This is a genomic window from Rhodococcus sp. NBC_00297, from assembly GCF_036173065.1.
GTDB lineage: Bacteria > Actinomycetota > Actinomycetes > Mycobacteriales > Mycobacteriaceae > Rhodococcoides.
The window spans coordinates 2,331,068-2,344,300 of sequence record NZ_CP108041.1 but is presented as its reverse complement, the minus strand read 5'-3'; the positions used below and the strand labels follow the sequence as shown (position 1 = coordinate 2,344,300).

The 13,233-nt window shown below is 66.7% G+C and carries 14 protein-coding genes; 5 read left to right on the top strand and 9 right to left on the bottom strand.

The genetic code is table 11. From position 1 onward, the window contains the following. Window positions 1–6: 6 nt before the first annotated feature. From OG947_RS11210 to rpmH, 9 genes are all read right to left on the bottom strand, one after another. Complete coding sequence (locus OG947_RS11210; protein ID WP_056440849.1) at window positions 7–717, bottom strand: hypothetical protein; 711 nt, start codon at window positions 715–717, stop codon at window positions 7–9. Between the two features lie 212 nt (window positions 718–929). Next, the gene (locus tag OG947_RS11205; RefSeq protein ID WP_328811860.1) at window positions 930–1,922 is read right to left on the bottom strand and encodes a ParB/RepB/Spo0J family partition protein; all 993 of its coding nucleotides are present in this window, start codon (window positions 1,920–1,922) and stop codon (window positions 930–932) included. After that, complete coding sequence (locus OG947_RS11200; protein ID WP_328811859.1) at window positions 1,919–2,914, bottom strand: ParA family protein; 996 nt, start codon at window positions 2,912–2,914, stop codon at window positions 1,919–1,921. Before OG947_RS11200 ends, OG947_RS11205 begins: the two co-directional genes overlap by 4 nt. Window positions 2,915–2,951: 37 nt before the next feature. Next, entirely contained in the window at window positions 2,952–3,656 is a 705-nt protein-coding gene (gene rsmG / locus OG947_RS11195) for a 16S rRNA (guanine(527)-N(7))-methyltransferase RsmG (RefSeq protein ID WP_328811858.1), read from the bottom strand. Between the two features lie 187 nt (window positions 3,657–3,843). Further along, window positions 3,844–4,449 carry a Jag family protein gene (locus OG947_RS11190; RefSeq protein WP_081821301.1) on the bottom strand — a complete coding sequence of 202 codons (606 nt, stop codon included), beginning with the start codon at window positions 4,447–4,449 and terminating at the stop codon, window positions 3,844–3,846. A gap of 71 nt (window positions 4,450–4,520) precedes the next feature. Continuing rightward, window positions 4,521–5,624 carry a membrane protein insertase YidC gene (yidC, locus tag OG947_RS11185; RefSeq protein ID WP_027505946.1) on the bottom strand — a complete coding sequence of 368 codons (1,104 nt, stop codon included), beginning with the start codon at window positions 5,622–5,624 and terminating at the stop codon, window positions 4,521–4,523. Window positions 5,625–5,628: 4 nt separating this feature from the next. Further along, complete coding sequence (gene yidD, locus OG947_RS11180) at window positions 5,629–5,952, bottom strand: membrane protein insertion efficiency factor YidD (protein ID WP_374197732.1); 324 nt, start codon at window positions 5,950–5,952, stop codon at window positions 5,629–5,631. A 65-nt stretch (window positions 5,953–6,017) separates the two neighbouring features. Next, window positions 6,018–6,440 (bottom strand): ribonuclease P protein component, encoded by a 423-nt coding sequence (rnpA, locus tag OG947_RS11175; protein WP_051613399.1) that lies wholly within the window; start codon window positions 6,438–6,440, stop codon window positions 6,018–6,020. Window positions 6,441–6,464: 24 nt separating this feature from the next. Beyond that, window positions 6,465–6,608, bottom strand: coding sequence for a 50S ribosomal protein L34 (gene rpmH / locus OG947_RS11170; protein WP_027505944.1), 144 nt, complete (start codon window positions 6,606–6,608; stop codon window positions 6,465–6,467). 549 nt (window positions 6,609–7,157) lie between these two features. Here rpmH and dnaA point away from each other — a divergent pair. The 5 genes from dnaA (at window position 7,158) to OG947_RS11145 (ending at window position 13,163) form a co-directional block, all read left to right on the top strand. Further along, window positions 7,158–8,720, top strand: coding sequence for a chromosomal replication initiator protein DnaA (dnaA, locus tag OG947_RS11165; RefSeq protein ID WP_027505943.1), 1,563 nt, complete (start codon window positions 7,158–7,160; stop codon window positions 8,718–8,720). A gap of 498 nt (window positions 8,721–9,218) precedes the next feature. Next, window positions 9,219–10,403, top strand: coding sequence for a DNA polymerase III subunit beta (gene dnaN / locus OG947_RS11160; protein WP_328811857.1), 1,185 nt, complete (start codon window positions 9,219–9,221; stop codon window positions 10,401–10,403). Between the two features lie 46 nt (window positions 10,404–10,449). After that, window positions 10,450–11,355, top strand: coding sequence for a phosphogluconate dehydrogenase (NAD(+)-dependent, decarboxylating) (gnd, locus tag OG947_RS11155; protein ID WP_027505941.1), 906 nt, complete (start codon window positions 10,450–10,452; stop codon window positions 11,353–11,355). Further along, entirely contained in the window at window positions 11,356–12,621 is a 1,266-nt protein-coding gene (recF, locus tag OG947_RS11150; RefSeq protein WP_222632468.1) for a DNA replication/repair protein RecF, read from the top strand. Beyond that, a complete protein-coding gene (locus tag OG947_RS11145; RefSeq protein ID WP_027505939.1) occupies window positions 12,618–13,163 on the top strand; it encodes a DUF721 family protein in 546 nt (181 codons plus the stop codon). The genes recF and OG947_RS11145 overlap by 4 nt, the downstream gene beginning before the upstream one ends. Window positions 13,164–13,233: the final 70 nt, after the last annotated feature.

Genomic DNA, 13,233 nt, shown 5'->3' with positions numbered 1-13,233 from the left:
CGTCGCTCAGCGAGCCCCGACGGGCACGCGAGCATCGGCTTCCACCACGGTGAGTGCTGCAGCCTCCAGCAACCGCTCGAGCGCAGCCTCCACGTCTTCCTTCCACCCGTGGTCCCGATCGAGCTCCAACCGGAGCCGCGGGAACCGGTGATGCGGAGCCACGACCTCGAAGCCGTACTTCTCGAGGAAGTCGGCGTCGATCATGCAGGTCGCCTCCCCGCACGGCGGGGTGTCGATGAGGGACCGGCGTTCGTCGACCTCGGAATCCTCGAGCCGGACTCCGAACGCCTCGAGAGCTCGCACACCACGGTTGACGAGATCGCGCACCACTGCGTGCAGGAGCGTGTCCCGAATTCCGTCACCGTCCTCCGCGGACAGCGGTGAGTAGAGCGACGTCAACAGGACTGCATCCGGACTGACCGGTGCGGTGGGGAAGTGCGCGACTCGGGGCACGGCGCCGGGAGGTGCGTACAGAGCGCACCCCACCGAGTCGGAGGATGCCGGTACATCGGCGCCCGCGACATCGGTGGCGACCTGTCCGCACGGACCCCACTCGAGCATGACCATCGACAGCCACGCTTCCTTCTCGAATTCGGTGTCGACGAGAGTTGCCGTGGAGGGGGCCGCGGGATCCATGGTCCAGAAGACGCACTGGCGGTCGTGTGCCGGCAGCGCATCGAATCCGCCGAGGGTGAGTGTGGAGACGACGATCGACACGCGTTGACTCAGCCTCCGTACCCCGACTCGCGGCGGCGACGAGCCTCCGCGACTGTGTGTGCCCCTTCAGGATAAGCGATAGGCCTCTCCCGAGGACACCACGTCGCCCGTCGGGCGAAAGTCGAAGCAGTGCATCGACTTTCGGTTTCGATGACGCAGTTACGTCACAGTGACGAAAAGAGCATGGGTGGCCGTACCCGCGATCGACGCGGTCACGACGACTTCTGGCGTTCCATCATCTCCACGATGCGCTGAAGGTCGTCCACCGAGCCGAACTCGACCACGATCTTGCCTTTACGCTTGCCGAGGCTCACGGTGACACGGGTGTCGAACGATTCGGAGAGCCGCTCCGCGACGTCCTGCAGACCCGGCATCTGGATCGGCTTGCGTTTCGGAGCCGGGGCCGGCGCAGCCGGGTCCTCCCGATTCGCGAGAGTCACCGCCTCTTCGGTGGCTCGAACCGACATGCCCTCGGCCACGATGCGTGCCGCCAACTCCTCCTGTGCCGCGGCGCCCGCCTCGAGCGACAACAGTGCTCGAGCGTGACCGGCGGAGAGAACGCCCGCCGCCACGCGCCTCTGTACGGGAATGGGGAGCCGTAGAAGCCTGATCATGTTCGTGATGACGGGGCGTGATCGACCCAGCCGCGCAGCGAGCTGATCGTGCGTCACGTCGAACTCCTCGAGGAGCTGCTGGTACGCAGCCGCCTCTTCGAGTGGGTTCAGCTGGACCCGATGAATGTTCTCGAGGAGCGCGTCGCGGAGGAGCGTGTCGTCGGCTGTCTCGCGCACGATCGCCGGAATCGCGTCGAGTCCGGCTTCCTGGCTCGCCCGCCATCGGCGCTCACCCATGACCAACTGGTAGCGATCGTCGCCGATCTGGCGGACCACGATCGGCTGCATGAGGCCGAACTCGCGGATCGAGTGCACCAGTTCGTCGAGCGCTTCCTGCTCGAACACCGAGCGCGGCTGCTTCGGATTCGGTTCGATCTTGCTGGGTGCGATCTCCCGATAGACCGCGCCGGCGGGCGAGAGGTCGTCCTCCACGATGGACGGTGGGGTGGGGGACGGAGCCGTCGCCGTGCGGGGTTCGCCACCGATGACGACGTCGGCGGCCGCCGATCCCAGGCCGGAACTCTGACCGGGGGATGTCGGTATGAGAGCCGCCAGACCGCGGCCGAGACCGCCCTTCTTGGTCGAACTCATGCCGTTCCCTCCGTTGCTGCGTTCATGTTCGCGCTCCGCGCTGCCATCTCACGCCCCGCGTCGAGATAGGACATGGCGCCACGTGAACCCGGGTCGTAGTCCAAGACGGTCATTCCGTAACCGGGAGCTTCGGAGACCTTCACGCTGCGAGGAATCACCGACTTGAGTACGGCATCACCGAAGTGCTTGCGCACCTCGTCGGCCACCTGGTCGGCGAGCTTGGTTCGGCCGTCGTACATCGTGAGGATCACGGTGGACACGTGCAGACGCGGATTGAGGTGCGCCTGGACCAACTCGATGTTGCGCAGCAGCTGACCGACGCCTTCCAGTGCGTAGTACTCGCACTGGATGGGGATGAGCACCTCCGTTGCCGCGACCATCGCGTTGACGGTCAGCAGTCCGAGCGACGGCGGACAGTCGATGAGGACGAAGTCGATCTGCAGATCGTCGAGCGCCGCGCTGGACAACGCGGTCTTGAGTCGACCTTCGCGAGCCACCATGGAGACCAGCTCGATCTCGGCGCCTGCCAGATCGATCGTCGCCGGGATGCACATCAGGCGATCGTTCTTCGGGCTGCGTTGAATGGCCTCCACGGCGGTGATCTCACCGAGGAGCAGCTCGTAGCTGGACGGGGTGCCCGACGTGTGGACGGCGCCGAGAGCCGTGGACGCATTGCCCTGGGGATCCAGATCGACGACCAGAACAGACAGTCCTTGCACAGCGAGTGCCGCGGCGATGTTCACCGCCGTCGTCGTCTTGCCGACGCCGCCCTTCTGGTTGGCGATCGTCAGCACTCTCCGGACCGGGGGTCGCGGCAGAGCGACGCCGCTCTTGTGCAGAACCTGGCTCGCGCGCTGCGCCGCCGCACCGATGGGGGTGTCGTCCGACGTGATGGGGGAGTAGCCGTAGGACTCCGATGCCGACCGTGTTTCACGTGAAACGTCGACGGCGGGTGTTTCACGTGAAACAGCGGCTTCGGATTCACCCGACATGACTTGCTCCTTCGACAACGATCGATCCACGCAGACGTCAGCGTGAGCCGGCGGAGAACTTGGGGACGCGGTTACCACGCACAGCGCGCTCCGCGCGTACAACGATAGTCGGTGTGAGAACGACGCCCTCACCACACTGCAACACCTGGAAGTTCTTCGCGCCTATCCGCGTGAGCGTCCCGGAGTCGCGATCGATCTCCTCCTGCGCCGTGCTGCCCTTCAAGGCGAGCATCACGCCGCCCTCGTGCACGAGGGGCAGGGACCAGCGCGCCAACTTCTCCAACGGGGCAACCGCACGCGACGTGACGATGTCACAACCGCCGGCTTCTTTGATGACGCCCGGCTGCTCGGCTCGTCCGCGCACCACCGTCACGTCGAGACCGAGTTGCTCCACGATCTCTGCGAGATACACCGTGCGCCGTAGGAGCGGCTCGACGAGGAACACGGACAGATCCGGTCGAGCGATCGCGAGAGGGATCCCTGGCAGCCCGGCACCACTGCCGACGTCGACCACGCTGGCGCCCTCGGGGATGAGCTCTCCGATCACGGCGCAATTCAGGAGATGACGCTCCCACAGCCGAGGGACCTCGCGCGGACCGATCAATCCTCTGACGACACCGTCACCCTTCAGGGAGTCGTAGTACGCCCGAGCCGTGTCGGCACGGTCACCGAACACTCGAACGATGGCATCGTCGACCCACGCTGGAGTCGCGGACTCTTCCTCATGTTCCACGTGAAACATCCTCTCGCGTCGTCCTGAGTGGTCGTGAACCACACTCGTGTAATTCTGCTGACGCCGGGCGCCACGCGCTGGAGGCAGTCTAGTGACGACCGCAGACATTCCTCACCCGCCGAGACGTCGTCCGACCCCGGGCACGAGAAAGGGGCGCGGTCCGTGGACCGCGCCCCTTGTCGACTCCGTCGTCAGATCACTCCTTGACGACGACCACGTGTCGATTCGGCTCGACGCCGTCACTCTCACTCGTCACACCGGCGATCGTCGCCACAGCGTCGTGCACGATCTTGCGCTCGAACGGGGTCATCGGCTCCAGAGGTTCGCTGTCACCGGACGCCGCGACGCGCTCGGCGGCCTCGGTTCCCAGTCGCGTCAACTCCTCGCGGCGGCCCGCACGCCATCCGGCCACATCGAGCATCAGCTTGCTGCGGTCGCCCGTCGACTGCTGCACAGCGAGACGCGTCAGTTCCTGCAGTGCGTCGAGTACCTCACCCTTGCGACCGACGAGCTTGTTGAGATCCTTGCCGCCGTCGATGCTGACGACTGCACGGTCACCCTCCACGTCGAGGTCGATGTCGCCGTCGAAGTCGAGGACGTCGAGCAACTGCTCCAGGTAGTCGCCCGCGATCTCGCCCTCTTCGACGAGGTAGTCCTCGGCGTCACCCTCGGGCTCGTCCGCCTCTGTGTCTGATTCCGGGGTCACGGGAGCAGCGGCCACCACGGTGTCGTCTGCCGAGGCCTCGACCTCGGGTGTGCTCTGCTCGTCCGTCTTCGAATCGATGGTCACGTTGTCGTCCATTTCCGTTCGCACTCGTATCACTTCACGTGGTTCTGGTCCGCGGGCGGACCGGCAGGGTCACGACGGCCGGATCAGCGGCGCTTCTGCTGCTTGGGTCGCACCTTGCCGGGAGGAGTCTTCTTCTTCCGAGGAGTGGTGGCGCCGTTGGTGGCCGCGGTGCCCGGTGTCGGGTTCGACTCCGATGATGCCGTGTCACTGCCGGTGTCCGTGGTCGATTCTGCCGCGACGGCGCGGGTGGGCTTGGCTCCCGGTGCCGGCTTCTTCTTCAGAGCGTCAGGGCGCGCACCGGGCTTCGGAGCGTTCTCGTTCCGGCGCTCCAGGGCGGCTTCCTTCTTCGCCGCCTCTTCCTTGTCGATGCGACCGAAGACGAGGTGCTGCTGCGCGTAGGTCCACACGTTGTTGCTCACCCAGTACAGGAGGATGGCCACGGGGAGGAACGGGCCACCGACGAGCACGCCGAGCGGGAACACGTACAGAGCGAGCTTGTTCATGATCGCGGACTGCGGGTTGGCCGCAGCTGCCTCGCTCTGACGCGCCACCGACGCGCGCGAGTTCAGGTGGGTCGCGATGCTGGCGATGATCATCAGCGGGATCGAGACGGCGAGGATCGGACCGATCGACGGGATGCCGCCGAACGGCTCGAACGCGCGCAGCTGCGACTCGGGTGACGTGATGGCCGCCGAGATGGGCGCACCGAACAGACGTGCCGACAGGAAGGACTGGACGTCCTCGACGCTGAAGAAGTAGTTCGGAGTCTCGGCGTTGACCTCCGGGCTCAGACCCAGCTGCCCGATTCCGGTGCCGGTGCGGTTGAACGACCGGAGCACGTGGAACAGGCCGATGAACACCGGCGCCTGTGCGAGCACGGGGAGGCAACCCATGATCGGGTTGAAGCCGTGCTCCTTCTGGAGCTTCTGCATCTCCACGGCCAGCTTCTGACGGTCCTTGCCGTACTTCTTCTGCAGAGCCTTGATCTGCGGCTGAAGTTCCTGCATCTGGCGCGTCGTCCGCACCTGCTTGACGAAGGGCTTGTAGAGGATCAGACGCAGTGTGAACACGAGGAACACCACGGACAGCGCCCAGGCGAAACCGCTGTCCGCGCCGAGCACGGCGCCGAACACTTTGTGCCAGACCCAGAGAATTCCGGATACCGGGTAGTAGATGAAGTCGAGCACGGCTCTATGTACTCCTCTGTTGGTTCACCCTCACGGGGTCACGAGACTGCGGGCAAGCGTGGTCGGTGTCGGTGGGCACCGCGTCGGCACCACCCCGGAGACGACGCGGGGGTGGAACGGGATCCCACCCACCAGGGTGCCAGGGCGCGCACTTCAGGAGGCGGACGACCGCCAGAACGGCACCGACGACGAACCCACGGGTGCGGAGCGCCTCCACGGCGTACTCACTGCACGTCGGCGTGAATCGACACGTCGGAAGGCGAAGAGGGGAGATGTAGGACCGGTACCCCTCGATGAGGAGGATGACCGATCGGGCCGGGAGAGACATCAGCCGACGCAGGAGGCTCCGGTCGGACGCAGGCTCGACCGGGACCGGATTCGCGGACTCCGTCATCACGTCTCGGACCGGCCGAGGGCGCGGGGGCGCTCGGCGGGAACCGGGTGAGAGGAGTTCATCGCGCGCATCGCTCCGAGTCGTCGCAGACCCGACGCCAGCTGGCGTTCGAGTTCGGAGGACGCCGCGGTCGCTGCGCCGGGCAGTGCCCGCACGACCACGTCGACATCCGACTCGACGAGAGGAAGCATCGAGCTGCAGATATGACGAAGCCGGCGTGCGACTCTGTGTCGAGTCACCGCCGGCCCCACTGCTTTACTGACCACGAGCCCGAAACGCGGGTGTCCGGAAGAGACGAGAGCGTTCTCGTCCCCCCGGAACCTCAGGTGCACGACGATGTCGTGGCGTCCTGTACGGCGGCCGCGGCGCACCGTCGCCTGGAAATCCGACGACTGGTGCAGCCTATGCTGCTCAGGTAACACCCGAGCGTTCCGGTTACCGGGAAATCAGGCGGTCAGCGACGCGCGGCCCTTGCCGCGACGAGCCGACACGATCGCGCGACCGGCACGCGTGCGCATGCGCAGACGGAAACCGTGCACGCGTGCACGACGACGGTTGTTCGGCTGGAACGTCCGCTTGCCCTTGGCCACGGTGGTACTCCTCGAGATATCGGCAGTCCCGAGGACTGCCGGTGGTGTGCTGATGGTCGCGAGTTCGGCGAACTCGAGTTCGGTGGCCACTCGCGCAGGAGAACGGCAGGACCGATCCACGCATGTCGCGGGTGACCGTTCGAGGGTACTGACGGCGTCGAACGAGGTCAAACCGCGCTACCCCGGGGACGGTGCTCCTGTCACGATGACACGCCTCGAGCACGACGACGACCTCGCGGCGGCAAGAGAGGACCGTTCGTCTTGTTGTGCGCCGACGAGCCTGCTAACTTCGCTGTGCGGGTGACGACGTCTCGCCCCGTCGGTGGGGATCTCTCACCAAGGCTCTGCATCGCCGCAGGTCAGAACGCCATTGCTCCGGCACGTCTCCGTGCGAGATGCCGTCGAGCTACACCGGTGTCGTTTGTCCACAGCTGTGGATAATTATGTGGAAACACAGGTCGGGTGGCATATTCGTGTCGTCGGCGGGGCCCTCGAGGCACCGCAGCATCATCGACGGCCGCGGTCACGCCACGGCCCTGGGGAGGCACCGTGGAGGACGATCCGGACGTCTTGGCCGCTGTATGGCCGAGCGTCGTCGCCGAGCTCACCGCGGAGTCGAATTCCGGGTCCTCCCTGTCTCGCGCCCAGAAGGCGTGGCTCGCTCTCGTCCGCCCCATCACTCTGGCGCAAGGTTTCGCTCTGCTCTCGGTTCCGTCGCCGATCGCGCAGGAGGCGGTCGAGCGCGGTCTGCGTGAACCCATCCTCGCGGCCCTCGGTCGCCACCTCGACCGCCCGGTCGAGGGGCTCGGTGTCCGGCTGGCGCCCGGAGCCGACGCCGACCTCTCGGACGTTCCCACACCCGTCGACACCGAACGTCGCCCCGATACCGCACACAGTGCACCCGTGTATCGCCGGCGCCTGCTCACCGAGTCCACCGCGGGCGAGCCGTCCGACTCCGAGAGCAGTGACTACGGCGATCACGAGGAGGTCGACGACGACCGGGACGCTCTGACCAGCGTCCAGAACTCGTGGCCCACCTCGTACACGGTGCCGCCGCGCTCGACGTCCACTCCGACGGGCAGCACCAGCCTCAACGCGAAGTACACGTTCGACACCTTCGTCATCGGCGCCTCCAACCGGTTCGCCCACGCGGCCGCCGTCGCCATCGCGGAGGCTCCGGCGCGGGCGTACAACCCGCTGTTCGTCTGGGGTGCGTCCGGACTGGGGAAGACGCACCTGCTGCACGCCGCCGGCCACTACGCCCAACGTCTGTTTCCCGGCATGCGTGTGAAGTACGTGTCCACCGAGGAGTTCACCAACGACTTCATCAACAGCCTTCGAGACGACCGCAAGGTCGCGTTCAAGCGCCGCTACCGCGAGACGGACGTCCTGCTGGTCGACGACATCCAGTTCATCGAGGGCAAGGAAGGTATCCAGGAGGAGTTCTTCCACACCTTCAACACGCTGCACAACGCGAACAAGCAGATCGTGGTCTCCTCCGATCGGCCGCCCAAGCAGCTCGCGACCCTCGAGGAACGACTGCGCACCCGCTTCGAGTGGGGCCTCATCACCGACGTGCAACCGCCCGAGCTCGAGACGCGTATCGCGATCCTGAGCAAGAAGGCGCAGATGGACCGCCTCGACGTGCCCCACGAGGTGCTCGAACTCATCGCGAGCCGGATCGAGCGGAACATCCGTGAGCTCGAGGGCGCGCTCATCCGAGTCACGGCCTTCGCGTCGCTCAACGGGCACAACCTGGACACCGCGCTCGCCGAGGCCGTTCTCCGAGATCTGATGCCGGACTCGACGGGACTGGAGATCACGGCGGCGACGATCATGGCCGTCACCGCGGAGTACTTCGACACCTCGATCGAGGAACTGTGCGGCCCCGGCAAGGCCCGCGCGCTGGCGCAGGCGCGACAGATCGCGATGTATCTGTGCCGCGAGCTGACCGATCTGTCGCTGCCCAAGATCGGTCAGACGTTCGGCCGTGACCACACCACCGTCATGTACGCCGACAAGAAGATCCGCAAGGAGATGGCCGAGCGGCACCGTACGTACAACCAGGTGCAGGAGCTCACCGCTCGCGTGAAGCAGCGCTCCAAGCGCTGACCCCTCCGAGTGTCCACGGCCGTTCGACTCGCCCCCGCGGCGATGCGGGCGGCCGTTCTCGTCGGTACGGAGCCCCGAACGGAGACGAGTTCGGCCGGGATCCGGGCCGATTCTGCTCGATACACACCTGTGGACAACTGTGTGAATAACGTGGATACCCCGGGGATGAAATCTGTAGTTTGCACCGAGTCCACCGTCCGTCCACATGTGACCCGCACCGAGCCCGTCGTGATGCCCGGGTTCATCCTCGAGCCGCCACGCCGTGCCACCAGCACCGGACAGGGTCGGTCCACAGATTCCACAGGACCTATGACTACTGCTTGTATTTCTTCCTAGGAACATCTCTTTGAAAACAGGGTGGGGACGGATCCATTCACAACCGCCTCCGAGGCCTCGGATCGAGACGAACCCCGACTTTTCAGCACGCGCTCGAGGGCATACGGTGTGGTTTGCCCACCGACTCGTGTGGAGCAGGTCAGCGAGAGGATCAACCGGGCGATGGAGCTTGGCAGTGTGAAGTTTCGAGTTGCTCGAGAAGATTTCTCCGATTCGGTGGCCTGGGTGGCGCGATCGCTCCCGTCCCGTCCCGCGGTTCCCGTCCTCGGCGGTGTGCTGCTGTCGGTCGACGACTCCGGACTGACGGTCTCCGGCTTCGACTACGAGGTGTCGGCCCAGGTACGCGTTCCCGTGGAGGTCGCCGGCGGAGGCCAGGTGCTCGTGTCGGGCAAGCTGCTCGCCGACATCACGCGCTCGCTGCCGAACAAGCCGGTCGACGTCTCGGTCGACGGGACCAAGGTGCTCATCACGTGCGGCAGTGCCAAGTTCTCTCTTCCCACGATGCCGGTGGAGGACTACCCGCAACTCCCCGAACTGCCGTCGCAGACGGGCACCGTCCCGGTCGACGTGTTCGCCGAGGCCATCAGCCAGGTGGCCATCGCCGCGGGCCGTGACGACACGCTCCCGATGCTCACCGGTATCCGCATGGAGATCGACGGCGACTCCGTGGTGCTCGCCGCTACCGACCGGTTCCGTCTCGCCGTGCGCGAACTCGACTGGACTCCGGCCGCACCCGGCACGGCCGCCGCGGTCCTCATCCCCGCCAAGACCCTGTCCGAGTCCGCGAAAAGCATTGGTGGCGGCGCGGAATCGGGCGTCGAGCTCGCTCTGGGCTCCGCATCGCACATCGGCAACGACGGCCTCCTGGGCATCGTCAGCGACGGCCGCCGCACCACCACCCGTCTGCTCGACGCAGAGTTCCCGAAGTTCCGACAGTTGCTGCCGTCCGGGCACACCGCGGTCGCCAGCGTGCCCATCGCTCCCCTCCTCGAGGCCATCAAGCGTGTCGCTCTGCTCGCCGAGCGTGGGGCGCAGGTCCGCCTCGAGTTCTCGGCCGACACGGTCACTCTGTCCGCCGGCGGCGACGATGCAGGTCGGGCCGAGGAGTCGATCGAGGCGAACTTCCAGGGCGAGCCCCTGGTGATCGCGTTCAATCCCGGGTATCTCATCGACGGTCTCAACTCGCTGCGCTCCGAGCGGGTGTCCTTCGGGTTCACCACACCGAGCCGGCCCGCAGTGCTGCGCCCGGCGGGTGAGGACGAGCTCGAGCCGGACGAGACCGGAACGTTCAGCGCACCGAAGAGTGCGTACACGTACCTGCTCATGCCGGTACGCCTTCCGGGCTGAGTCGCTCGCGAGGCACCGGCGCAGGTCCATCGAAAGGAAGCCACGCATGAACATCGGGTTGGTCGGTCTCGGCAAGATGGGCTTCAACATGCGTGAGCGCCTGCGGCGCCACGACATCGAGGTCACCGGTTACGATCCGCGGCCGGAGGTCACCGACGTCGAGTCGCTCGAGGCCCTCGCCGCCGCGCTCCCCGCTCCCCGCATCGTCTGGGTGATGGTGCCGTCCGGCCCCGTCACACGCGACACCGTCACCACTCTGGCCGGCGTGCTGTCCGAGGGCGACCTCGTGATCGACGGCGGCAACTCGCGCTTCACCGATGACGCGGTGCACGCGGAACTGTTGTCCGCGAAGGGCATCGGCTATGTCGACGCCGGCGTCTCGGGCGGCGTCTGGGGCCTGGAGAACGGGTACGGCCTCATGGTCGGCGGTGCTGCTGCGGACGTCGAGCGCGCCATGCCCGTGTTCGATGCGTTGCGTCCCGAGGGCGAGCGGGCGGACGGCTTCGTCCACGCCGGCCCGGTGGGCGCGGGTCACTACGCGAAGATGGTGCACAACGGTATCGAGTACGGCCTCATGCACGCCTACGCCGAGGGGTACGAGCTCCTCGCCGCGGAGGATCTCATCGAGGACGTCACCGGTGTGGTGCGTGCGTGGACCAAGGGCACCGTCGTACGGTCGTGGTTGCTCGATCTCCTGGTGAAGGCTCTGCAGGAAGATCCGGGATTCACCGACATCTCCGGCTACACACAGGATTCCGGTGAAGGACGCTGGACCGTCGAGGAGGCGATCCGACACTCGGTGCCGGCTCCCGTCATCTCCGCGGCACTGTTCGCGAGATTCGCGTCGCGACAGGTGGATTCGCCCGCCATGAAGGCGGTGTCCGCGCTGCGCAACCAGTTCGGTGGACACGCGGTGCAGCGTGCCCCCAACACGGAGAGCACCGGCGCGTAAGTGTTCGTCCGCTCGGCGACCCTGGTCGATTTTCGTTCCTGGCAACAACTCTCGGTGGATCTCGCGCCGGGGGTGACGGTGTTCGTCGGTCCCAACGGCCACGGGAAGACCAACATTCTCGAGGCACTGGGGTACGTCGCGACGCTGTCGTCGCACCGGGTGTCGGCCGATGCTCCGCTCATCCGGACGGGTGCGGAACGCGCTCTCGTGCGGGCGTCCGTCGTCAACCTCGGTCGCGAGCTCACCGTCGACGTGGAGATCAACGACGGGCGGGCGAATCGCGCTCGCATCAACACTTCTCCGGTGCGGCGGACACGGGAGGTGCTGGGCATCCTGAACACGGTGCTGTTCGCACCCGAGGATCTGGCGATGGTGCGCGGCGATCCGAGCGAGCGGCGCCGCTACCTCGATGAGCTGATCGTCGCGCGGTCTCCTCGAATGGCCGCTGTCCGTGCGGATTACGACCGCGTTCTCCGGCAGAGGTCCGCGCTACTCAAGAGCGCGAGCGGGGTTCTGCGACGCGGATCGTCGTCGAGCGACGGCGCGAACGCGTTGGCCACGCTCGACGTGTGGGACGGGCAGCTCGCCGGCTTCGGTGCCGAGATCGTGGAGCACCGGCTGCGCGCGGTACGCGACGTCGGTCCCTTCGTCGTCGACGCCTACCGCCGGATCGCACCGTCGTCGCGGCCTGCGGCCATCGCGTACCGGAGCAGTCTCGCCGACGCCATGCCCCCCGAGATGCTCGCGCTGGATCGAACGGAGGAACCGGACGACGTCGAGGTGCTCGAAGCAGCCTTCCTGCAACAGCTCTCGGTGATGCGGACACGGGAGATCGAACGCGGTGTCACCCTCGTCGGCCCGCATCGTGACGATCTCGACCTCGTACTCGGAACCGATCCTGCCAAGGGGTTCGCGAGTCACGGCGAGTCGTGGTCCTTCGCACTGTCCCTGCGGCTCGGCGCTTTCGAGTTGCTGCGTTCCGAGGGTTCGGATCCCGTGCTCCTCCTCGACGACGTCTTCGCCGAACTCGATCGTGCGCGGCGGACCGCCCTGGCGGGGGTCGCGGTGACGGCGGAGCAGGTGTTGGTGACCGCGGCAGTGCCCGAGGACGTGCCGCCCGAGTTGCGAGCGCGCCGCATGGACGTGCGTGCCCACGAGACCGAGGGTGCACGCAGATCGGAACTGACCGAGGTGTCCGGGTCGGATTCTGTCGGAGGCACGTCCGATACTGATGTCGACACGAGCCACGTGGAGGAGGAGTCATGACGGACGAGACGCCGTCCGGCAGCGATCCGGCCGAGCCCCCGCTGCGCGGAGCGGACATCGCGCGGCGTGCGCTCGAGAACGCGCGTGCGGCGGCCAAGGCCAACGGCAAGGCCGTGGGGCAGGGTCGCGCGTCGACGCAACGCCGGCCGCGACGGTCGCGCACCTGGTCCGGCTCGAGGCCCGACGACCGTGATCCCCAGGCACTCGGGTCGCTCGCGAAGACGCTCGCAGCGTCGCGTGGCTGGTCGGCGAAGGTGGACGAGGGCACGGTGCTCGGCCGGTGGCCCCAGGTGGTGGGTGAGGACATCGCGGCGCACGCGGAGCCGGTGTCCGTCCGGGACGGCGTGCTGGCGGTGTCGGCGGAGTCCACGGCGTGGGCGACCCAGTTGCGGTTGATGCAGTCGCAGATCCTCGCGAAGATCGCCGCGTCCGTGGGCCACGGTGTGGTCACGTCGCTGCGTATCACCGGTCCCGCTGCGCCCAGTTGGAAGAAGGGCGACCGTCACGTGTCGGGTCGCGGACCTCGTGACACCTACGGGTGAACCCGCGGGCCCATTGATCGATGTCACGAGGGTGCGTAGCGTTTCACGGGGAAACGACCGGACGTGGTGA

Bases quoted from the DNA above. Each gene is read 5' to 3' on its own strand.
- OG947_RS11205 (WP_328811860.1), bottom strand. From the start codon at position 1,922: ATGAGTTCGACCAAGAAGGGCGGTCTCGGCCGCGGTCTGGCGGCTCTC.
- OG947_RS11200 (WP_328811859.1), bottom strand. From the start codon at position 2,914: ATGTCGGGTGAATCCGAAGCCGCTGTTTCACGTGAAACACCCGCCGTC.
- rsmG (WP_328811858.1), bottom strand. From the start codon at position 3,656: ATGTTTCACGTGGAACATGAGGAAGAGTCCGCGACTCCAGCGTGGGTC.
- OG947_RS11190 (WP_081821301.1), bottom strand. From the start codon at position 4,449: ATGGACGACAACGTGACCATCGATTCGAAGACGGACGAGCAGAGCACA.
- yidD (WP_374197732.1), bottom strand. From the start codon at position 5,952: ATGTCTCTCCCGGCCCGATCGGTCATCCTCCTCATCGAGGGGTACCGG.
- dnaN (WP_328811857.1), top strand. From the start codon at position 9,219: ATGGAGCTTGGCAGTGTGAAGTTTCGAGTTGCTCGAGAAGATTTCTCC.
- gnd (WP_027505941.1), top strand. From the start codon at position 10,450: ATGAACATCGGGTTGGTCGGTCTCGGCAAGATGGGCTTCAACATGCGT.
- OG947_RS11145 (WP_027505939.1), top strand. From the start codon at position 12,618: ATGACGGACGAGACGCCGTCCGGCAGCGATCCGGCCGAGCCCCCGCTG.